Raw genomic sequence first — 21,367 nt, forward strand, 5'->3', positions numbered from 1 at the left:
GATCACAATCCTCTTCTTTGTCAAGAATGAACATAGCGTTTATAATGCGTAAGAAAAGTGATGTTTTTAGAACATTATTATTACATAAAATATATAAAATTTCCATGATTATTAGCAATAGATTTGTTTTCAGGCAAGGTAAATTTTAATTTTTGACGGCTATATAACGCGTATTTATTCATTTCTGGTCGGCTGAAGCATGATATTTTCTCCGGCAGTGGTTGTTTGTGATGATTTAGGTTTCTTTAAATGACTTTTTGGTTTATAATATAATCCTCTTTAATATTTATGTCAGATAACAGTTCGGATTATTTGTTTTTTATAAAAATTTATAAAATATAAACATTTTCTTGTATATTTGTTTTCAATATGTCACATTTTGTTCAGAAATGAACATTAACCGTTTCCAATTTGTTGCAAAAGCTTTGTCTACTGAAGTGGAGAGAGTTCGAGTCTGTGTCAGCGTGATTCTCTTTGATTCGAATTCAGAGTAAAAATATTAAACTTTTATCCGGAGACGATTGTCCGGACCAAAAAAATGGGTGTTGTATGAAACGTTCAGATTTTATTCAACAGATGGAAGACAGTTCCAAGGTATGGGATTTCATTATTATCGGGGGTGGGGCCACCGGCCTTGGTTCCGGTTTGGACGCCGCAGCCAGAGGATATTCTGTTCTCGTTCTTGAACAGGGTGATTTCGCTGAAGCTACTTCCAGCCGTAGTACTAAAATGGTGCATGGCGGCGTAAGGTATCTTGCGCAGGGTAACATTCCTTTAGTTATGGGTGCCTTGAAGGAACGTGGAATTCTGCAACAGAACGCCCCGCATATGTGCTACAATCAGAAATTTTTAGTGCCTGATTACAAATGGTGGGGACTCCCTTACTACGGAATCGGTCTGAAAGCTTACGACATGCTTGCCCGGAAATACAGTTTCGGTCCTTCCCAGATTTTTTCCAAGTCTAAAACTATTAAAGAGATCCCCGGTGTTCTGACCCGTAAGCTTAAAGGCGGCGTGACCTATCACGACGGACAATTTGACGATGCCCGTCTTGCCCTGACTCTTGCCCGTACAATGGCAGATATGGGCGGTTGTCCCATGAACTATACCCGCGTTACCGGACTGGTTAAAAATGCCAGCGGATATGTATGCGGTGTTCAGGCACAAGATAAGATCAGCGGTAAGTCATATGAATTAAAAGGTAAGGCAGTTATAAACGCCACCGGTATATTCACTGACGACATTATGAATATGGACAACTCCAATCATAAAAAACTTATCGCCCCGAGTCAGGGTATCCATATCGTTATTGACCGCGAATTTCTCGGCGGCGATACCGGTATTATGGTGCCTAAAACTGATGACGGCCGCGTTATTTTCTTTGTTCCATGGCATGGCAAAGTGGTTGTCGGAACAACTGACACACCGCTTTCTTCTGTTTCCATGGACCCTAAACCACTTGAAGAAGAAATCGACTTTTTAGTTGATCACTCAGCCAGATATCTTGCTAAGCCTCTGAAACGTTCAGATGTCCGTAGTGTATTTGTCGGTATCAGACCTTTGGTCGCCGCAGGAGATTCTGCTAAAACTTCAGCATTATCCAGAGATCATTACCTGACGGTTTCTCCGAATAAGCTGCTGACCATTGCAGGCGGTAAGTGGACTACTTACAGACACATGGCTGAAGATTGTATTGATAATGCTATCACGATGGGCGGACATGCTTTCCGTCCTTCCCCTACTAAGCATTTGAAACTGCATGGTTACACTGAAGAATTTGATCATACCGATCATATGCATGTTTACGGAAGCGAAGCTGCCGAAATTAAAGCTCTTGCTTCTGAATTTCCTGAACTTGATACTCGTATGCATCCTGATCTTCCTTACTCCTGGCTTGAAGTTGTATGGGCAGCTCGTCATGAGTGGGTTCAGACTGTTGCCGATGCCCTTGCCCGCAGGACCAGAGCTTTGATTCTGGACGCTAAAGCGGCTGCAGAGGTTGCTCCTAAGGCAGCTGAAATTATCGCTAAAGAGCTTGGTAAAGATGATGCGTGGATTAAAGAACAGACAGAATCATTCAGAGAGTATTCGAAAAATTATATTGTGAGCTAAATGTCTTAATAAACCTTGAATGCGGAATAAGGTCAAAAAAGATATGAACCTTGTCTATCGTTTTCATTATAGCTTAAATGATGGTAATCTTTCAATTTTTGAAATGGTTGCTGTATGTTTTATATTTGTTTATGCCGCTGGTCATCTTGATCAGCGGCTTTTTTGTTGCTTGTCAGTTTAAGCTGTTTAGCTGGGCTTTATAAAATTATTTTAAAACTTAGGTTTTTTGAATTTATGAATATGGTTGAGCAGGCTTGAAAATGTATATTTTTGCTAAACCGAAAACGATTAATGTAATTTTCTTTCAATTTCGAACATTTTGTTGTTGATTTTTTTCTTTTCACAAAATAACAAAGAAGGGAGGGTGACTAACGTCAAAAGTGAATAGTGCTTGTAGAGGCATTCGTTTCCGAAAGGAAGCGCTTTGGACTTAACTTGTTTTAAGGAATGTGGGAGTGGATTATGAATTTCTTTTTAAGTGAAATGGTCGGAACCTTGATTTTGACACTTTTCGGGTGTGGGGTTGTTGCGAACGTCGTTTTGTCAAAATCAAAAGGACAGAACGGCGGCTGGATTGTCATTTCCATGGGTTGGGGATTTGCTGTAGCATTTGCGGTTTATGTTGCAGGCAAGCATTCAGGAGCTCATATCAACCCTGCGGTTACTATCGGACTTGCTTCCATCGGAGCGTTTCCTTGGGCTAATGTCCCTGTTTACATTGCAGGACAGATGACAGGTGGTTTCATCGGAGCTGTTTTGTGTTATTTCGCTTATCGTGGACACTGGGAAGCTACTGAAGATCCAGATCTCAAATTAGCTGTTTTCTCAACCGGACCTGCTATCCGTAACGCAGTTAATAACTTCATTTGCGAATTTATAGGAACTGCCTGCTTACTGTTCATTCTCTTGGGAATCGGCGCAAATAATTTTGCAGAAGGTCTTAACCCTCTTATCGTCGGTTTCTTCATCATGGCTATAGGTCTCTCTTTGGGTGGACCTACCGGTTATGCTATTAACCCTGCTCGTGACCTTGCACCTAGAATTGCACACATGATATTGCCTATATCTGGCAAAGGCGGCTGCGATTGGGGATACGCTTGGATTCCTGTAGTAGCACCAATTTGCGGTGGTGTTGCCGGGGCTATGCTCTACAAAGTTCTTGTCGGTTAATTTACAGAATTTGCTTAACAGAAGGCAATATTAGTAACTGGGGGTGAAGATTTCTTCACCCTAATTACCAAGGGGAAATTAGAATATGAGTAAGAAGTACGTTCTTTCGATTGATCAGGGTACCACCAGTTCTCGCGCCATTATCTTCAACAAGAAGGGCGACATTGTTAATGTAACTCAGAAAGAGTTCACCCAGATTTTTCCTAAATCAGGTTGGGTTGAACATGATGCAATGGAAATCTGGTCCTCGGTTCAGTCTGTAGTAGCAGAAGCTTTAGCCCATCCTGATATTTCCGGCTCTGAGATTGCAACTATCGGTATCACTAACCAGCGTGAAACCACTGTTGTTTGGGACAAAACAACCGGTAAACCTGTTTATAACGCTATTGTGTGGCAGTCTCGCCAGACTATGGATATATGTAATGAGCTTAAAGAAAAAGGTCTTGATCCCATGTTCAGGGAAAAGACCGGATTACTTATAGATGCATATTTCTCCGGCACCAAAGTTAAATGGATTCTGGATAACGTAGCAGGAGCTCGTGCAAAAGCTGAAAAGGGCGACCTCCTTTTCGGAACCATCGACACATGGCTTCTCTGGAAACTGACAGGTGGTAAAGTTCATGTAACTGATTACACTAACGCTTCCAGAACTCTTATGTACAATATTCATGAACTTAAATGGGACGAAGAGTTGCTGAAACATCTCACCGTTCCAGCTTGTATGCTTCCAGAAGTAAAACCTTCTTCAGAAGTTTACGGATATACTCTTAAAGAAAAATTCCAGGGACTTGAAGTTCCTATCTCCGGTATGGCAGGCGACCAGCAGGCAGCACTTTTCGGACAGGCTTGCTTCAGCGAAGGTATGGCGAAAAACACATACGGAACCGGTTGTTTCATGCTGATGAATACCGGCGAAAAAGCTGTTCCATCTAAGAACGGCCTGCTCACCACAATTGCATGGGGTGTTGACGGTAAAGTTGAATATGCTCTTGAAGGTTCCATCTTCGTAGCCGGTTCAGCTGTTCAGTGGCTGCGTGACGGTCTGCGCATGTTCAGAGAAGCAAGAGACAGTGAACTTTACGCAACCCGCGTACCTAATTCCGATGGTGTTTACATGGTTCCGGCTTTCGTCGGTCTTGGTGCTCCTTACTGGGATTCTGAAGTTCGCGGTGCTGTTTTCGGCCTGACCCGTGCTACAACTAAAGAGCACTTCATTCGCGCTACTCTGGACTCTTTGTGTTACCAGACCAAAGACGTTCTCTCCGCCATGGAAGCTGACTCCGGTATCAAACTGGCAAAACTTCGTGTTGACGGTGGTGCTGTAGCTAACGATCTTATCTTACAAGTTCAGGCTGATGTGCTCGGCGTTCCTGTAGAACGTCCGCTGTGCATTGAAACTACCGCTCTTGGCGCTGCATATCTTGCAGGTCTTGCTGTAGGATTCTGGGCAGATAAGAGCGACATCGTTAAAAACTTCGGTGTTGACCGTGAGTTTGGTCCTAAACTTGGAAAGGTTGAATCCGATAAGCTGTACGAAGGCTGGCAGAAAGCTGTTAAAGCAACTATGGCTTTCAAATAAGCTGATTAGTTAAAACTATTCCGTTCCCAATATGCCCCGGCTTCTCGTTATGAGAGGTCGGGGTTATTTTTTGATCTTAATGCTTATCATGCAGTATTTGTAAATTGTCATAGCTGATAATTATAGGTCTGTTTGAAGAATCTTATTACTATTCGTAATAACGTTATCACCGATAGTTTTCTCCTACATTCCTGCTTCTTTTAAAACTCTTCTTTTAAGTAGTCCCGCAAATTTCGTCAGAGCTAAATAACTCCCCTTTTTTTAATTGGATATATTTCCCCATGGTTGTTTCTTAAATACAAGTCTTAAGTTTTATAATGATGTATTAAATAAACCTATAGGTCATGATATATTGTATATAAAATATTAACACTTGTTGACACTATAATAATATAATCATACGTACCTAAAAACAAGTTATCCTATTATATTGTAAAATGAGGTGTTAAAGTGTTTAAAGTCTTATTAAAATTATTATTTATAGCTAGTTTATATCTGTTATCGCTGCCATGTTATTCAATAGCTGATACTATTGTAATGAGTAATAGTGATAAGATTTCAGGTGAAATAATAACGTTTTATGACGGGATATGCGTATTTAAAACTAAGTACGGGGCTAATATAAAGCTTATGTCTAAAGATATTTTAAATGTTGAAACAGACAATAAGTACGAAATAGTTTTGGAAAGTGGTGAGAGGATCATTGGTAAACTGACATTAGGTGGCAGCAACAAAAGTTTTATAGAGAGTGAACAGTTTGGAAAAGTTCCGGTAAATTGCAATTCAATAATTTCTCTAAAGAAAGTTGTTGACCCGGAAGTTGCTGCACAAGACAAAAAAGAGACCTTTGGTAAAGAAAAAGAAAAGGCTCCACCGCTTGATTTTTTGACAGGATCTACAGTCCTTTTAAACCCCGGGCAAATGGAGCTTGAGTTGGGGTTGCGCTACAAACAGAGCAGAACAGCATATTCAATGATGAATGTCGGATATTTTGACCGCGCAGCTTACACAGCCAGAATGTTTGAAGCCAGCCTAACATTTAGAGCCGGGATAATGGATAGACTTGAGGGTTGGGTCACTGTTCCGGGGACATATGCTACGATTGAAGATGTTTCGACAAATGAATTTGTCAGAAACACAAATTCTTTTGACCTAGGTGATATTTCATTCGGCGGTCAGTATCTGCTCTTTAAAGAAACGGACAACCTTCCTGCTATTTCTGCCACTCTCGGGATAACGGCTCCCACAGGTCAAAAAACTTACTATGCAATATCAAGTGTCTGGAAAGATGCACTTAATAACGGGAATGGACATTGGGCTTTTTCACCCGGTCTAAGTTTTGTGCGTACACTTGATCCAGCGATGCTTTTCGGAGGAATCGCCTGTCAGTATTCACTAACTGATAAAATAAATGGGTATGAAGTTACTCCGGGATTTGGAGTTTCAGGCTATTTAGGGCTCGGCTTTGCTCTTAATGAAAAGTTATCAGTCGGTAGTCGCGTTAGCTACGGATATTACTCCGAAATGGAAGTCGATAACGTAAAGATTGCCGGTTCTGATTCTGAACCTATAGACCTATCATTTTCTGCCTCATACCGCGCCTTTGAAGATTGGGTAGTTACTCCTGAAGTTACCTTCGGGCTGAACGATGATGCAGGAGCAGCGAATCTTTCGTTAAGACTAACTAGGAGTTTCTAATGATAAAGAGCAAGCTCATATGTTTGTTCATCATTTGCCTAGGGCTGTTTTCCCCTCTGCGAGTTTATGCTCAAAAGCCGTATTTTTCTCTTAAATCAATGCAAGAGATAAAGATGGAAAATATAAAGAAGCAAACTTTAGACTACTCATGTGGTGCCGCGGCTCTTTCTATTCTTCTTACAGATTATTTCGAAGACGAGATCGATGAAATAACGGTATTAGATAATATTGTATTTCATCTTTCCGACGAGGAAATTAAAGAGCGAATTGTCGAAGGATTTTCAATGCTTGATTTAAAGAAGACAGCAGAAGGTCTTGGATACACAGCTGATGGAGTGATGCTGCCGCATGAAAGTATTACTGCTTTAAAAGGTCCCGTTATAATCCTTTTGCGCAGAGTAAAAACAAATCACTTCGTTGTACTCAAAGGAGCTTCGCAAGGCAGAGCTTTTATTGCTGATCCTACGCGTGGGAATTTAAGAGTTCCGCTATACGACCTGTTTGATGAATGGTCCGGTGAAACATTGATTGTTGGACGTGATGGTTTCGGGCTGCCGCAAAAGCATAAACTGTCTACTCCTAAAGGACGAAATGTGGCTCCGGAAGAAAGAACAACACGTGCATTGCAGACTATTCGAGTGAATTAATGCATGCGTTAAAATATTTAGGCTAGGCTGAAACATTAACTTATTTAAGGAGATTAAGCTTATGAAGAAAGTATTCTTACTTGTCTTGACTATTGCACTTCTGAGTATCTCAGCTGTTGCAATGGCAGGTAATCCGATTTTGGATTCCCTCCAAAGTCAAGGTGTTAACGCGGAAAAAATGGATAATGCCGCTTTGAATGAAGTGCGTGGTACTTCTCTTATTACTGGACAATCCATGCCTTCAACTCTTAGCGGGATTAGAGAACATCATGTGACTTATCTTGGTTGGGGTAGTTACGACGACTATCATTCATATAATTATGTTGGCTCAGGCTTTACTCCAGGTCTAGCAGGTTTTGACTACAATGGTCAGATTATTGCCGTAGCTGGCGATGTTTGGAAGAGAGATACTAAGAGCGATCCTAATTCATGGAGTGCTGCAAATGCGAATATGGTCGAGTATCATTTGCAAGCGATGTATGCACTTGGACAACCCTCACAATGGGCGTTTAGAGTATCCAACTGGAATCGGCCAATGACCACATTCAGCTGGTAGCTTAAAACAACCTAGCCTATGTATATAGTATAGTGCCCCTCAGTGCTGAAAATGCATTTAGGGGCACTTCTATTTATAATTTTTTAGGCACATCAAGAATTTCCATCAATTCCTTCGAACGAGGATTTTCTGCAAGAAGAGTACGGAAATCGTTTTCCATGTCGGTGGCTGAGTACTTCGCAAAATCTGAAGATTTCTCAATATTATATTTTTCGCGTAAATCTGTGTAAGCTTCAAACATCATACCTGAATATTCACTTGTTTGACTTCGATGCTGGGTTCTAAATATCTCTTCTGATTTGGTAATAGATCCATCTAGAGTTGGGTTAATGATCATACTAGGAGCCAAATAACCTACAGCCCAATCCGGTATCGCACATGCTTCTATGAGATCACGACCCATTTCTTCCTGAGTTTTCTCAGAGTTCATTTTTTGCGCTTTTTCTTTTGCTTCTGGAGAAATGCTTATCTTGTCTCCAGAACTTGAAGATGTTGTAGAAACTGATTTTTCCTGCTTTGCACTTGATGAATATTGAGTATTGACCGCTTGAGCATAGCCTGTTGATTGAATTTGCATATATCCTCCAGAATTAGGAAATTGTTTCCGTATAAGAATAAGTTTGCACTTATTGTGCCAATAATTATATTGCGTCGGAGAATGAAATATTATCTGCTATATTTATATTGTTTATTATATTTTATGGTAAATAGATGTTAATAAATATTTATAATACCATTTAAATTAGATATTTATTGTAATATATAATTATGTGTATAAGCGATTTTGATAAGGTTTTTTTGAGGTGCTGGGCACAATTTGTGAGTTCTACTTAGTTATCGCAATACGTAAAATGGAAGTAATTGCCTCAACAAATAGCAGAATGAATAATTGATCTGTAATTTATTTTTCAGAATAGTATTATAGTAATGATTGGTGTTGTTGGAATATTATTTTATAATTTCTTTGGCACATCAAGTATCTCCATTAATTCCTTAGCTCGTGGATTTTCTGCAAGAATACTACGGAAGTCATTTTCAATGTCCGAGATGGACTGATTTTTATAGTCAGAATATTTTGTAATATTATATTTTTTGCATACTGTTTTATAGGCTTCTTGTTTTATGTTTCCATATTCAAGCAGTTCTTGTTGATGCTGACTCCTAAATGCTTCTTTTTGCATGTCCATTTTACCACCAATCTTAACTTCAATGAAATTGCACGGTGCTTCATAACCGACAGCCCATGGTGCTATTTGATACTCTTCTAGCCCCAGTTCTTCCTGAGTTTTCTCCGAATTCATTTTTTGAGCTTTTTCTTTTGCTTCTGGAGAAATGCTTACCTTGTCGCCGGAGCTTGAAGAGACAGCTTGCGCAGCTTCTTTTTGCCTTGCGCTTGATGAATATTGAGTATTGACCGCTTGAGTATAGCCTGTTGACTGAATTTGCATATATCCCTCCAGAATTAGGAAATATTTTCCATATAAGGATAATCATACATGTACTATGCCAATAGTTATTACTTAGTACTCGCTACGCTTAATTTTACTGTTTGATGAAGAATATTTATTAGTTAAGATGGGTGCTAATTTTTAAAAATGAAAAGTTCTTGGACCGTAACCTAGCAGGTGGGATGCATAAATAACAAAGCCCCGCACAATTTTGTGCGGGGCTTTGCAGTGATAATTTTAAGTATCAGTCAGATCTGACTGATATGAGGATTTAAAAAGATTCAGCAGTTTCTTCAGGTTCTTCAACGTCATCTGCTGCGCTTTCAGTGCGTATGCCTGCAATATCTGCTGCTGCAGTAAACAGCACGTCAGTTGAGCTGTTTAAAGCTGTTTCAGCAGAGTCCTGAATAACTCCTACAATGAAACCGGTCGCTACGACCTGCATGGAGATCTCATTAGGTATGCCGAAGAGGCTACAGGCAAGAGGGATGAGAAGCAGTGAGCCGCCGGCGACTCCAGAAGCTCCACAAGCGGAAATTGCAGCTATACAGCTCAGTAGCAGAGCTGTGGCCACATCTACACTTATACCTAAAGTGTGAACAGCCGCCAGAGTCATAACTGTGATAGTGATGGCAGCTCCGCCCATGTTAATGGTGGCTCCGAGAGGAATAGAGACAGAGTAGGTGTCTTCGTGGAGGTTCAGCTTTTTACACAGATCCATATTTACAGGAATATTGGCTGCAGAGCTGCGGGTGAAGAATGCTGTTATTCCGCTATATTTTAAACAGGTAAAAACAAGAGGGTAAGGATTCTGTTTGGTTTTCATCCAGACAATGATCGGATTAACTATCAATGCAATAATTCCCATTGAAGTAAGCAGTACCATAATCAGGTGGCTGTATCCGGCTAATGCGTCAAAGCCTGTCGTTGCAATAGTCATGGAGACTAAACCGAAAATTCCGAGTGGTGCGAAGCGGATAACCAGCTTAACAAGTCCGGATACGCCTTGAGCAACGTCATGCAGTACAGTTTTAGTGCTTTCAGAGCCATGTTGAAAAAAGAATCCAAGAGCGATAGCCCAAGCAAGGATGCCTATAAAGTTTCCGGTTGCTAGCGCATGAACAGGGTTATCTACAACCTTAAAGAGCAAGGTGTGGAGAACTTCGCCTATTCCACTGGGAGGAGCTATGGCTGTTTCAGTAGCTGATAAAGTTAATGTAGTCGGAAGCAGGAAGCTCATAGTTACAGCGACCAGAGCAGCCATAAAGGTTCCTATCAGATAGAGTGATATAATGGAGCGCATATTGGTATGCGTCCCTTTTTTTTGATTTGCGATAGAAGAGGCTACGAGAACAAATACGAGGATTGGAGCCACAGCTTTAAGTGCTGTTACAAACAGATTGCCGAACAGACCGACGGACTTGGCCGATTCAGGAGCTATAATAGCAATAGCAACTCCCGCCAGAATACCTATAACAATTTGCAGTACAAGGCTGCCTGATGAAATTCTTTTTAAGACACCTAGTATTTGATTCATAGTTTCCCCCTAAATTTTAAAAAATCATTCATGCTTTAAGTCTCATATCTGTAGTCTTAAAATTACAAATTTGTCAACTTTTTACTTGTAAATAAATATATAATTAAAATTTGATCATTATTTTAATTATTACGCATTATAGAGCCGTTATTTTGTAGCAGGTTAGCATTTCGGATTTTTCTGTTTTTAATGAAGTTAGCTGTATATTATCAGTGTTGTTTATGCCGTGCTATGTGTATGGAATGTGAACAAGCATAGTTTGCTTAAGAATTAATCTGCTGCTAAAATTGAGAGGCTCTAAAAATGTGATTTCGTGATCATAATGCAGTTCTTTTATTCGTATGTTATAAATTGAAAAGATGTGAATCATGAAGTAATATGCACGTAAAGTTGAATCAAATGTATACGAATACAAAATCGGGACTGGCAATATGTCAAATGACGACAATGAGAAAAGTAAACTTTTAAGTGAGTTTAATACACTGCGGATTGCGTCCCATTGTATGCCGGAGTTACCTTCGGATAATCCTTTCAGTGGTATGTCTGAGGATGGATTTAGTTGTCTGCTGAATGCTATTCCCGGTTTAGTATGGATTAAAGATCCAGATGGAGTTTATCTATCTTGCAACGATGCATTTGAATCTTTTTGGGGATTACCGAAGAAAGATATTGTCGGTAAAACGTATTATGACTTTGCTGCTAAAGAGGTGGCTGATTTTTCGCGTATGCAGGATAAGATGGCAATGGCTGATGGCTGCCCCAGCGTAACTGAAGAACGGCTTACCAGTGCTGGCACAAGCAAAAGCAAATTCGTAGAAATCATCAGGAGTACCATAAAAAGCAGCTCTGGAAATCTTATCGGAGTTTTAGGAATTGCCCGTGATATTACTGATCGCAAAAAGGGCGAAGATCTTTTAGAAAAACGTATTACCGCTTTAACCAGTCCCCTTGATTCACCTGACGGGATCGTATTTGAAGATTTATTCGACCTTAAAGATATTCAGCGTCTTCAAAATGAGTTTTCAGATGCAACAGGTGTTGCATCACTCATTACCCGTCCGGACGGTTCGCCGATAACGCAGACAAGCAATTTCTGTAAACTGTGTGAAATTATCCGTAAGACAAAAAAAGGTCTGGCAAACTGTTATAGGTCTGATGCAATGCTCGGGCTGTTAAAGAGTGACGGACCGACAATTCGCAAATGTATGAGCGGTGGATTGTGGGACGCCGGTGCAGGAATTTCTGTCGGCGGTCACCATGTGGCTAATTGGCTTATAGGTCAGGTGCGTGATGCGGGGCAGGACGAAGTCAATATGCGAGCTTATGCGCGTGATATCGGAGCGGATGAAGATGATGTAGCTGCGGCTTTCGCAAAGTCTTCAGCTATGTCGCATGAGCAGTTTAGCAAGGTTTCCAACGTATTGTTTACTCTAGCCACCCAACTTTCGGACATCGCATATAAGAACATTCAGCAGGCCCGCTTTATCAACGATCTCAAAAAAACAAAAGCTGAACTGGCAAAAACACGTAATTACCTTTCAAACATAATCGATTCCATGCCGTCCCTGCTCATCGGCGTTGATACAAACTGCCAAGTCACTCAGTGGAATATAGAGGCTGCAAAGGTCACTTCTCTTTCAGCGCAAGAGGCTCTTGGTCAGTCGCTTGGAAAAGTTTTGCCGCGCATTGCCTTTGAAATGGCCCGCGTTGATGAGGCCATACGCACTAGAACTCCATGTTCAGATTCGCTGCGGACAAACACTCCCGGAGGTGATGTAATACACGAGAATATAACTATTTATCCGTTAGTAGCCAACGGTGTAGACGGCGCGGTTGTGCGCATTGATGATGTTACGAATCTTGTGAAATTACAACAGATGATGGTTCAATCTGAGAAAATGTTATCCATCGGCGGGCTAGCAGCCGGAATAGCGCATGAGATAAACAATCCTCTGGCAAGTATTCTCGGGTACGTACTTAACATTCAAAGGCGAATTTTCGGGGACATTCCGAAAAACGAAACAGTGGCATCTGAGTGCGGTGTTTCGCTGGAAGACATTCGTAAATATCTGGAGCACAGAGATATTCCAAGAATGCTTGAGGGTATTCACGAGTCCGGTTTACGTGCAGGAGCCATTGTGCACAATATGCTCAGCTTCAGCAGAAAAAGTGAAAAGGAGCTGAAGCCTCATGATATTATTGAGCTGCTGGATACGACACTTGATCTGGCTGCCAATGATTATAATCTGGAAAAGAAATATGATTTCAGAAATATTGAGATAGTGCGCGAGTATGATGAGCATGTTCCGGCAGTGTATTGCGAAAAGAGTGAGATGCAGCAAGTTTTTTTGAATCTGTTTAGAAACGGCGCAGAAGCTATGATGGGGAAGGTATATGAAAACGGACATCCGCGTTTTATCTGCCGTGTGAAACAGCGCGGCGATGCTGTTCTAGTGGAAATTGAAGATAACGGAACAGGCGTTGATGACGCTGTCCGCAAACGCATTTTTGAGCCTTTTTATACAACAAAGGATGTAGGGCAGGGCACAGGGCTAGGTTTGTCAGTATCTTATTTCATTATCACTGACCTTCATCATGGACGTTTGGAAGTTGACTCCGTTCTTGGAGAATGGACTCGTTTTACCATTAAGCTTTCGCTATAATATAGTTAGCCATCATAAGGTCGAGATGCGCTCCGCCGCCGTTTTTGAAAATGGTAATCTCTGTTTCAGATTTTCTTCCGAGCGATGAATCATTGATCATATCGTACAAGTCGCCTTTGATTGACTCGGCCGTAATTGTTCCGTTTGCAATAGGAATAGTCAGTTCGCCAATATGGTTGATAGTAGTTTTACGGCTGTCTACAAACAGTGATCCGGTAGATATCAATTTATCGTCAGCCTCACGCATGTCGGCCTTGTATGCGCCAATCAGGTCCACATGCGCCCCCGGTTTAATCCAGTCATATTTCAATATAGGTTCGCGAGCCATAGTCGCAGTCGAAATTATATCCGCTTTTCGGGCCGCGGAAGGCAAGTCTGCGGCAAATGATACGTTGATATCGTTGTCTATGAATTCCTGTGCGAGTTGCTCTGCTTTTTCGGCGCGTCGAGCCCACACAATAATATTTTTAAGATTCGGAAATGCGGCTCCGTAAGCTTTTATCAAACTGCGGGCAACTGTTCCGGCCCCTACTATCAGCAATGTTTCGCTGTCTGGACGGGCAAGAAGAGATGCTCCGAGAACAGAGTCCGCGGCTGTTTTAAATTCCGTAATAAGCTTACTTTCGATTATGGCGGTCAGTTGTCCATGTTCGTGACTGAAAACAAGCATAGCCCCTTGCACTGACGGCAGGCCTATTTTTGAATTACCCGCAAATACCGTAGTAGATTTTACTCCATATCCCAGCCCTTCGATATAAGCACCACGGCTCAGCAGAGTGCCTTCTGCCGGACCAAGAAAGATATCATTCACCTGCGCCTTCGGGAAAAGATGTCCTGACCGCAATGCTTCAATTGCGCCAAGCCATGTTAATTTATTTATTGTTTCATCATAGGTAATGAGGGGGATGTTCAAGATTTTCTCCCATGAATATCCCTAGATTTTTTATATTGCAGGATATAAAATAAAGGGAAATGCAAGTTTTTAAAAAAATTAATCACTAACCAAATTTTAAATAATATGAAGTTAAATATCATTCAAGTTTCTATTTTTAAAAAGCTGAGTAAAGAGAAGGGTCTTGAAGTGGATTCCTATGTAGAAAAGTATTCCATGGAATTTATAAACTTACAACGGAATAAACTTGAGGATCTTAGCGAAGAGGAAGGAGATGAGTGGATCAACAAAGAATATCTTATATCTCTGTCTGATGCTGGCTGTAATATTTTGTAGTGTTGTGCGGGTAATGTCAGAGAAAATCTGAATCAGCTTTGGCTTTGTAGTTTTTTGACTTCTTAAAATAAGATTGAGCGTTATGAATAAAGAAGATGTTTTCTTATGGTTTGATCCCTATAAATGTGAAGCATTTCAAACAGAAATTATGGGGTACGCAAGGTGGGTAGAAGAACGTTTAGTTCCTTCCTTTGGGAACTGGAACAATGAATTTGTTCGTGAAGCTGAAAGGTTGGCTGAAAATGATAGATATCAATATGAAGGAGGGGAAGCAGATATTGCAGATGATGCAGGTATATTTTGTTCTCAGTTGGCAGAGATAAATGCTTATATGCTCGGGATGTCAATAGTTGGTCTGTCGCATCTCTGGGAAAAACAAGTTATCTGTTTTCTGAATAAAGAGTTGAAGCATTACAAGTTTGAAAATGAACCAAAGGTCAATAGTTACAAACTTGCAGAAAATTATTTCAAGTTGTTTGGTGTGGATATCAGTGAAACAAAATTTCCTGCATTGTATGAGCTTAGACTTGTTGCAAACGCAATAAAGCATGGAGAAGGGGGGAGTTATGAGAAGTTGAAACGTATGAATTCTGATACTTTAATCAAGCTCGAGGACCGTTGCCATCCAAAATTTTCTTTCAGCAGGAATTTAGACTTTGAATCAAATTTGATTTCAGGTGATATGTCAATGCTAAGGATAGCTATTCACCCAACATTTGAGCATTTTAAAAAATTTAAAGAAGCTGTATATTCTTTTTGGAGTTATAAATATTGGGTTAAGGTTGGTGAGCGTCAGTATCTTGTAGAAAAGTTTTGAAAGGATAATTGGGCTCTACCTTAAAGAAGGGCATGTATACCCAAAAAAAAAGGGTTAACTAATTTCTTAGTTAACCCTGTAATTTCTGTGGTCGGGGCGAAGAGATTCGAACTCCCGGCATCCTGCTCCCAAAGCAGGCGCGCTACCAAACTGCGCCACGCCCCGACTGAACTGATTTGCTGCACTTGCGCTGTGCACAAGAGAGGGGATAGTTGAAACGCATGTGCTTGGCAAGTGTTTTTTTTATAAAAGTGAATATATTTTTAGGCTCTTTATACTTTATTAATTAATTACAGCAACTTAATAATTTTTGATTATATCACAATTAATCGTGACTATCTTCAAAAACACCATTTGCTTGGCATCCGCAGTACTTGCACATGCCGTTTTCCACCCCTAAATTATCCAAAGAAAATCCAAACCTACGTATAATTTCTGTATTGCAGGACGGACAGAAGGTTGAAGAACCGTCATTTTCTGGAACGTTGCCTACATATACATATTTAAGTCCGGCATCGGTTCCGGCTTGTCTGGCAAGATTCAGCGATTTCATGGGCGTAACCGGACAATCCTGCATCATATAGTCAGGGTGAAAGCGGGAGATGTGCCACGGGACTTCTTCGCCAAGTTCAGTGGCAATGAATTTTGCTAATTGTCGCAGCTCGGGCATATCATCATTCTTACCGGGAATAAGCAGGGTTGTTACTTCCAGCCACCAGCCGAACTTTTTAATATGCTTAAGTGTTTCAAGCACAGGGTTTAATCTGCCTTTGCATATATCTTCATAGAACGTGTCATTAAAGCTTTTAAGGTCGATGTTGGCCGCATCAATCAGTGGAGCAAGTTCTTTAAGACATTCAGGACTCTGAAATCCATTTGAAACCATGATGTTTTTTAGACCGTTGTCGTGGGCAAGCCTTGCGGTGTCCTGCATCAGTTCAAAGAAAATTGTCGGCTCGGAATAAGTGTAGGATATGGATTTGCACTCATGGGCTATGGCTAGCTCCACAAGTATTTCCGGTGTTACTTTTTGTCCTGTTATTTCACGGCCTGATTTCGGGTGCTGTGACAGAGTGGCATTCTGGCAGAATTCGCAACCGAAGTTACATCCTTGCGTTCCTAATGAAAATGTTTTGGTTCCGGGCAGGAAGTGGTAGAGCGGTTTTTTTTCGACAGGATCAACGTTGATAGCCGCAACCAGATCATAGGTTTTGGTCATAAGCGATCCGTCAATGTTCTGCCTGACTCCGCATACTCCGTGCTGGCCTGATTCAATAATACAAAAGTGATTACAAAGGCGACACTGGACTTTGCCGTCTTTTAGATTTTCCCAAAGCCTGGCAGGATATAACATTATGGTTGATCCTTATCTTTTGATTTCAGGAACAAAAAGAATCGGACCAATTTCCTGTTGTTGGTTTTGGTCTTTCTTTTTCGGCTGAGTGCTTATTATTGTAGCATCCTTTCCCGACTCAATTGTAACATTACTATTCCCATCAGTTTCCGTACTGATAATGGTGTCTTCGCGGTGTTTGGCAGTATCTTTATTAATGAACTTAGTTCCTGCCAAAGCTGAGCCTGCGAAAAGAATTCCTGAAATAATTAATCCGAATATTAAAGTTTTCTTGTACATGGTATTTCTCCGTGGCATACTGTATCAGATTGTTTAGAAAATGACACCTTCTCAGTAACTTCTAAAAGCGAACGTGCCTAACATATTAACTGTTATTATCTTTTGACTTTTTACAGCTGGGCCTTATTTGATTTTTAAGTATTGAGAATTACCGATGCTTTTACGTCGGCTCTTAATGATCAATGCAAGCTGCGGTCCTAAACAGTTCAACCATCGGCAAAAGGTGCAATTATGTTCCTTGAACTCTTGCCGATTTCAGCATATACAGTCCCTTCTTAGAGATTGTTAGGAGATAAATATATGGCAAGTCGTTCAGATGCTTATAAGGCCGCCGGTGTTAATATCGAAGCGGCAAATGATTTTATAGGTCGCATTAAAGGTATGGTGGGCTCCACTTTTACCAAAGGTGTGGTCACAGACATCGGTGGTTTCGGCGGGCTTTTCAAGCTTGACCTTACCCAGATGGAAGAGCCAGTTCTTGTATCAGGAACAGACGGCGTGGGAACAAAATTAAAACTGGCTTTCGCGTTAAACAAGCACGATACAATCGGTATTGATCTCGTAGCTATGAGCGTGAATGATATACTGGTTCAGGGCGCAAAGCCTTTATTTTTCCTTGATTATTTTGCAACAGGAAAACTGGAAGTCGGCGTAGCTGAGACAGTTCTTTCCGGAATAGTTGAAGGTTGTAAAATGTCAGCATGCGCACTCCTCGGCGGAGAAACCGCAGAAATGCCCGGTTTTTATGCTGATGGCGAATATGACCTGTCCGGCTTCTGTGTCGGCATAGTTGATAACGCAAATATTGTTGATGGATCTTCCATTACATACGGTGATTCAATTATCGGTCTGGCATCGTCCGGAGTGCATTCAAACGGATATTCTCTTGTACGCAAGCTGTATGAAGAGTCCGGTCTTGCTGCGGATGATCTTCTACCCGGTACGGATGAAAAGATCGGAGATGTTCTTATCGCTCCGACTAAAATTTATGCAGACGCTGTGCGCAATATCATCCGCGAAATTGATGTTAAAGGTATGGTTCATGTTACCGGCGGCGGATTTTATGACAACCTGCCTAGAATCCTGCCTGATCAGGTAACTGCAAACATTGATTTCGGTTCATGGGAAGTTCTTCCTGTGTTTAACTGGATGAAAGAGCAGGGTAATCTCAGCTGGCCTGAAATGTTGCAGATTTTCAACTGCGGTATCGGCTACATCATGATTGTTAAGAAAGATAAAGAAGAAGATGTTATCAACAGACTTAATGGCATGGACATTAAATCTTGGAAAATCGGAGAAATTGTCGCCAGAGAGGACGATTCCGAACAGGTAACTGTTAACTTCTAAAGCTTGAATATAATCCGGAATTAAAAACCCCTGAAATTTAAATTTCAGGGGTTTTTTGTTGGTAAAAACTTAGTGGTTAATTATTTCTTCTTCCAGTTGCCGGCCCCGTCCTGAATCCACCATCCTGCCGGAGCTTTTTTCTGCCACACTTCAGTGAATATCGTTACGACCTTTTGAATTTCACTTCCGGGAATGTTCATGGACGCGGCCACTTCTTCGTACAGCTTTTCTCTTGTCTTGTTATCCTGCGCTATAAGTCTGCGTACTTTTGCCGTTGCCGCAATGTCCATACCGTCGTTGTTTCTAAGTTCCACCAAACCGCTTTTGTTGATGCCGATATTTCCTGATTCATAATATGGAATCAGCTGCTGGTGGTCGGTTGCAATGGTTTGCTTTAAGCCTCGTATTGCGGAATTGGATTGTTTAAGACCTTCAATGTCAGATTCTGTAACACCCTGAGCATTTGCCTCGCAAGGCGTCATAAACGCTAAAAAATGGGCCAGTGAAGAGCTGTCTTTGCTTGTCTTCGCCGGTTGCTGAGCATCCGTTCCGTAAATATCGTCAACTATATTTTCCGCAGCTTTTTCGACCTGTGCTGCAGGAAAATAAATATTAACGGTAACACAGGCGGCAACTGCCAAAAAAGTCATCAATGATAAAACCTGAGCGGTTTTTTTAAACATAATTATCTCCTGTTATGGAATTTAGCGCGACCCTGAAATTCTTTTCAATCTTTTTAGCATGTCAGAAAAACTGATAAGATTTTTAGGGTTGCTGTTGATAACATTTATACCGAATAATAGCGGTTTCTTTATTATGTACTCGATTCCGTCCTCTCTTATCAAGCCCCGTATTATAAACAAATCGTGATCCAGAGTACATTCAAGACCTATTCCGTCATAGCTGAATTCTTTGAAAAACTCTGAAAACATGCCGACGCCGACCCCTGTAAGTCCTGATCCGGTTCCGATGACGGACAAAGTATTCACAGCTTTGAGACTGATGGCCTGATTTGAATCAGGATCAGGAATGGTAATAATACGAAGTTTAAATTTTGCAGGCTGATCATAAGCGATTACGAGATCTTTAAGATCTAGGTTTATTCTGCCCGTAATCCGTCCGATATCAAGTGCTTCGCTGAGTGGCTGAATTTTAAGATTTCTGATTTTGAAATCAGCACCGTATTGCCGTGATTTAGCAAACGGATTATCCGCAAATATTTCTGATATGGTAATTTTACCACCGTAAACTTCGCCGGATAAATTTCCGCTTGTGGAAAGATATTTTTTTAGAAGCCAGAATTCAAGCTTACCACCGATTTTTCCGTCTACAGGTAGAGATGGCGGTGAAAGCGGTAACATATTTATTTCATGAGCATTCATTTTACCGTGGAGAGTGAAGTCGCTGGAAAAAGGATTCTCGACAACAAGATCGGAAAGCTGAATTGTTCCGCCTCCAAGCGGTATTGTGCTTAAGCGGTCGAAAACAGCTTTATTTGAAGAGAGAGTCAGCGGAATGTTGAAATCTGATAACGTCAGTTTATCCGTATTTAAACTGCCGATGCTGATTAAACCTTGCTGTGGATTTGCCAAGTCCTTGTCTATTTTCGGAAGCATATTTTGGTCCAGCGATGCGGAAAAAGGAAGGTTTGCTGTTATTGATTTTGAAGTAATGGAAGGGGAATTAAATTCGCCATTTGCCAGATTTATTTTTCCGGTTAAAACAGTGTTCGCTGAGTTCCCTTTAAAGCTGCATGCAACTCCGAGTGAACCGTTTGCGGAAAGTTTTCCAAGTGAAAAAGGTTCAACTGCAAAAGTTTTAAAAGGTGCAGCCAAAACCGGAATTTGAATATTTGCATTGCCGGAATAAGCAAATGTTTTTTCAGTTTTTTTAATAAGTGCTGTTGCTGCTAAATTTCCCATTCCTGCCCACTGTGTATCTATTTGCGAAGATATTTTTCCTGATTTATCAGCCATGGTTGAAAGCAGGGTTGCTTTCAGTGGATGCTTATTCATATTTAAATATACAGTGTTGAAAAGTGCTTCACCTGAATCAATTTGTAAGGCTGCCTTTATTTGCGATTTGCCGATCGGGGCAGAACCTTCTAGTGATCCTGAAAACTTGTCTATTAAATATAATCCGTCAGGCGAGGCCACGGAAAGTTCTTTAAAATCAAGCAGAGCTATGGATTCCGGGGTAGAGTTGATTTTGCGCAGTATAAGTGAAAGATCAACTTGTCCTTGTTTTTCCCAGTCCGTTCCGACTCCTTTGAGAAACTTAGCCGCTATGATTTGCAGCAGCGGAAGCGGGTCGATGATCTTTAACGAAAGAGTTCCATCAGAGTCAGGTAAGTAATTTAAGTCTGTGTTTATGAGCGGAAGGTTGCCGACTGCGATAGATAAATTTTTAAACTCAGCAGCCCCTGTTCCGGTGATGAATCTACCGCTTCCTTTAATTGAAATGTCGGGATTTAGAATTTCGAGTGCGGGTACGCTTATTCCAAGTTTGGTAATCCTAATCTGTGAATCATTAAAGTAAACACTTCCATCGCCTAAACGGATATCCGTGATAATTTTAATTTTTCCGACTTTCAGCGGACTTTTTTCCGCTACAAACTCACCGCTGAACCGGAAATTATTATTTTTAACATGCTCTAGATTGCCTGTTAAAATACCGGATAGACCCGCTTGCACCATATTCACTGCGAACTGCCAATGAACGCCGAATGTGCGTAATTTATCGGCATAAGCATTGTTTGGTAAGGCTGTTGCCATCACCAGTAGTGCGACGATTATCAGTGGTAGTAGGCGGCGGTTCATTTATCTCTTATACACTTCAGCTGGATTAGTGGAAAGGGACGCAGCGTCAGATTCGATGATTAATTTTTGACTGAACAAAAATTAATTTAACAAGTTTTTAATAATTAAGAAGC

General features: G+C 40.9%; 17 protein-coding genes and 1 tRNA gene. 9 read left to right on the plus strand and 9 right to left on the minus strand.

Annotation, left to right across the window (positions count from 1 at the left end; all coding sequences use genetic code 11):
* Window positions 1-549: 549 nt before the first annotated feature.
* The 6 genes from B9N78_RS09725 (at window position 550) to B9N78_RS09750 (ending at window position 7,762) form a co-directional block, all read left to right on the plus strand.
* The gene (locus B9N78_RS09725; RefSeq protein WP_085101701.1) at window positions 550-2,112 is read left to right on the plus strand and encodes a glycerol-3-phosphate dehydrogenase/oxidase; all 1,563 of its coding nucleotides are present in this window, start codon (window positions 550-552) and stop codon (window positions 2,110-2,112) included.
* A gap of 462 nt (window positions 2,113-2,574) precedes the next feature.
* A complete protein-coding gene (locus B9N78_RS09730) occupies window positions 2,575-3,282 on the plus strand; it encodes an MIP/aquaporin family protein (RefSeq protein ID WP_085101702.1) in 708 nt (235 codons plus the stop codon).
* Window positions 3,283-3,367: 85 nt separating this feature from the next.
* Window positions 3,368-4,861: a glycerol kinase GlpK gene (gene glpK / locus B9N78_RS09735; RefSeq protein WP_085101703.1), complete on the plus strand. Its 1,494-nt coding sequence runs from the start codon at window positions 3,368-3,370 to the stop codon at window positions 4,859-4,861.
* Window positions 4,862-5,398: 537 nt separating this feature from the next.
* The gene (locus B9N78_RS09740; RefSeq protein ID WP_085101704.1) at window positions 5,399-6,559 is read left to right on the plus strand and encodes a transporter; all 1,161 of its coding nucleotides are present in this window, start codon (window positions 5,399-5,401) and stop codon (window positions 6,557-6,559) included.
* Between the two features lie 113 nt (window positions 6,560-6,672).
* Window positions 6,673-7,206: a C39 family peptidase gene (locus B9N78_RS09745; RefSeq protein ID WP_212637020.1), complete on the plus strand. Its 534-nt coding sequence runs from the start codon at window positions 6,673-6,675 to the stop codon at window positions 7,204-7,206.
* A gap of 61 nt (window positions 7,207-7,267) precedes the next feature.
* Complete coding sequence (locus B9N78_RS09750) at window positions 7,268-7,762, plus strand: YdbL family probable chaperone protein (protein WP_085101706.1); 495 nt, start codon at window positions 7,268-7,270, stop codon at window positions 7,760-7,762.
* A gap of 73 nt (window positions 7,763-7,835) precedes the next feature.
* On the opposite strand, the gene B9N78_RS09755 is transcribed toward B9N78_RS09750, so the two are convergent.
* The 3 genes from B9N78_RS09755 to sstT all read right to left on the minus strand — a co-directional run bounded on the left by B9N78_RS09755 (window position 7,836) and on the right by sstT (window position 10,747).
* Complete coding sequence (locus B9N78_RS09755; RefSeq protein WP_085101707.1) at window positions 7,836-8,339, minus strand: hypothetical protein; 504 nt, start codon at window positions 8,337-8,339, stop codon at window positions 7,836-7,838.
* Window positions 8,340-8,715: 376 nt separating this feature from the next.
* Window positions 8,716-9,210, minus strand: coding sequence for a hypothetical protein (locus B9N78_RS09760; RefSeq protein WP_085101708.1), 495 nt, complete (start codon window positions 9,208-9,210; stop codon window positions 8,716-8,718).
* 271 nt (window positions 9,211-9,481) lie between these two features.
* Window positions 9,482-10,747: a serine/threonine transporter SstT gene (gene sstT / locus B9N78_RS09765; RefSeq protein WP_085101709.1), complete on the minus strand. Its 1,266-nt coding sequence runs from the start codon at window positions 10,745-10,747 to the stop codon at window positions 9,482-9,484.
* 431 nt (window positions 10,748-11,178) lie between these two features.
* Here sstT and B9N78_RS09770 point away from each other — a divergent pair, with 431 nt between their 5' ends.
* Window positions 11,179-13,410, plus strand: coding sequence for a PocR ligand-binding domain-containing protein (locus B9N78_RS09770; RefSeq protein ID WP_085101711.1), 2,232 nt, complete (start codon window positions 11,179-11,181; stop codon window positions 13,408-13,410).
* Here the strand turns inward: B9N78_RS09770 and B9N78_RS09775 are convergent.
* The gene (locus B9N78_RS09775; protein ID WP_085101713.1) at window positions 13,394-14,323 is read right to left on the minus strand and encodes an ornithine cyclodeaminase family protein; all 930 of its coding nucleotides are present in this window, start codon (window positions 14,321-14,323) and stop codon (window positions 13,394-13,396) included. The two genes, B9N78_RS09770 and B9N78_RS09775, sit on opposite strands and share 17 nt — an antisense overlap.
* Before the next feature lie 397 nt (window positions 14,324-14,720).
* Here B9N78_RS09775 and B9N78_RS09785 point away from each other — a divergent pair, with 397 nt between their 5' ends.
* Window positions 14,721-15,455: a hypothetical protein gene (locus B9N78_RS09785; protein ID WP_085101717.1), complete on the plus strand. Its 735-nt coding sequence runs from the start codon at window positions 14,721-14,723 to the stop codon at window positions 15,453-15,455.
* 88 nt (window positions 15,456-15,543) lie between these two features.
* Here the strand turns inward: B9N78_RS09785 and B9N78_RS09790 are convergent.
* The 3 genes from B9N78_RS09790 to B9N78_RS09800 form a co-directional block, all read right to left on the minus strand.
* A tRNA-Pro gene (locus B9N78_RS09790) sits at window positions 15,544-15,620 on the minus strand.
* 160 nt (window positions 15,621-15,780) lie between these two features.
* A complete protein-coding gene (gene amrS, locus B9N78_RS09795) occupies window positions 15,781-16,809 on the minus strand; it encodes an AmmeMemoRadiSam system radical SAM enzyme (protein WP_085101718.1) in 1,029 nt (342 codons plus the stop codon).
* Between the two features lie 12 nt (window positions 16,810-16,821).
* Window positions 16,822-17,088: a hypothetical protein gene (locus tag B9N78_RS09800; RefSeq protein WP_085101720.1), complete on the minus strand. Its 267-nt coding sequence runs from the start codon at window positions 17,086-17,088 to the stop codon at window positions 16,822-16,824.
* Window positions 17,089-17,388: 300 nt separating this feature from the next.
* On the opposite strand from B9N78_RS09800, the gene purM reads away from it, so the two are divergent.
* On the plus strand, window positions 17,389-18,435 hold the full coding sequence (purM, locus tag B9N78_RS09805; RefSeq protein ID WP_085101722.1) for a phosphoribosylformylglycinamidine cyclo-ligase: 1,047 nt from the start codon (window positions 17,389-17,391) through the stop codon (window positions 18,433-18,435).
* 80 nt (window positions 18,436-18,515) lie between these two features.
* Here purM and B9N78_RS09810 read toward each other — a convergent pair whose 3' ends face one another.
* Window positions 18,516-19,118, minus strand: coding sequence for a DUF1318 domain-containing protein (locus tag B9N78_RS09810; RefSeq protein WP_085101724.1), 603 nt, complete (start codon window positions 19,116-19,118; stop codon window positions 18,516-18,518).
* 21 nt (window positions 19,119-19,139) lie between these two features.
* Window positions 19,140-21,254, minus strand: a complete 2,115-nt coding sequence (locus B9N78_RS09815; protein WP_085101726.1) for a translocation/assembly module TamB domain-containing protein — start codon at window positions 21,252-21,254, stop codon at window positions 19,140-19,142.
* Between the last annotated feature and the right edge of the window lie 113 nt (window positions 21,255-21,367).

It is taken from the genome of Desulfovibrio gilichinskyi, assembly GCF_900177375.1.
GTDB lineage: Bacteria > Desulfobacterota > Desulfovibrionia > Desulfovibrionales > Desulfovibrionaceae > Maridesulfovibrio > Maridesulfovibrio gilichinskyi.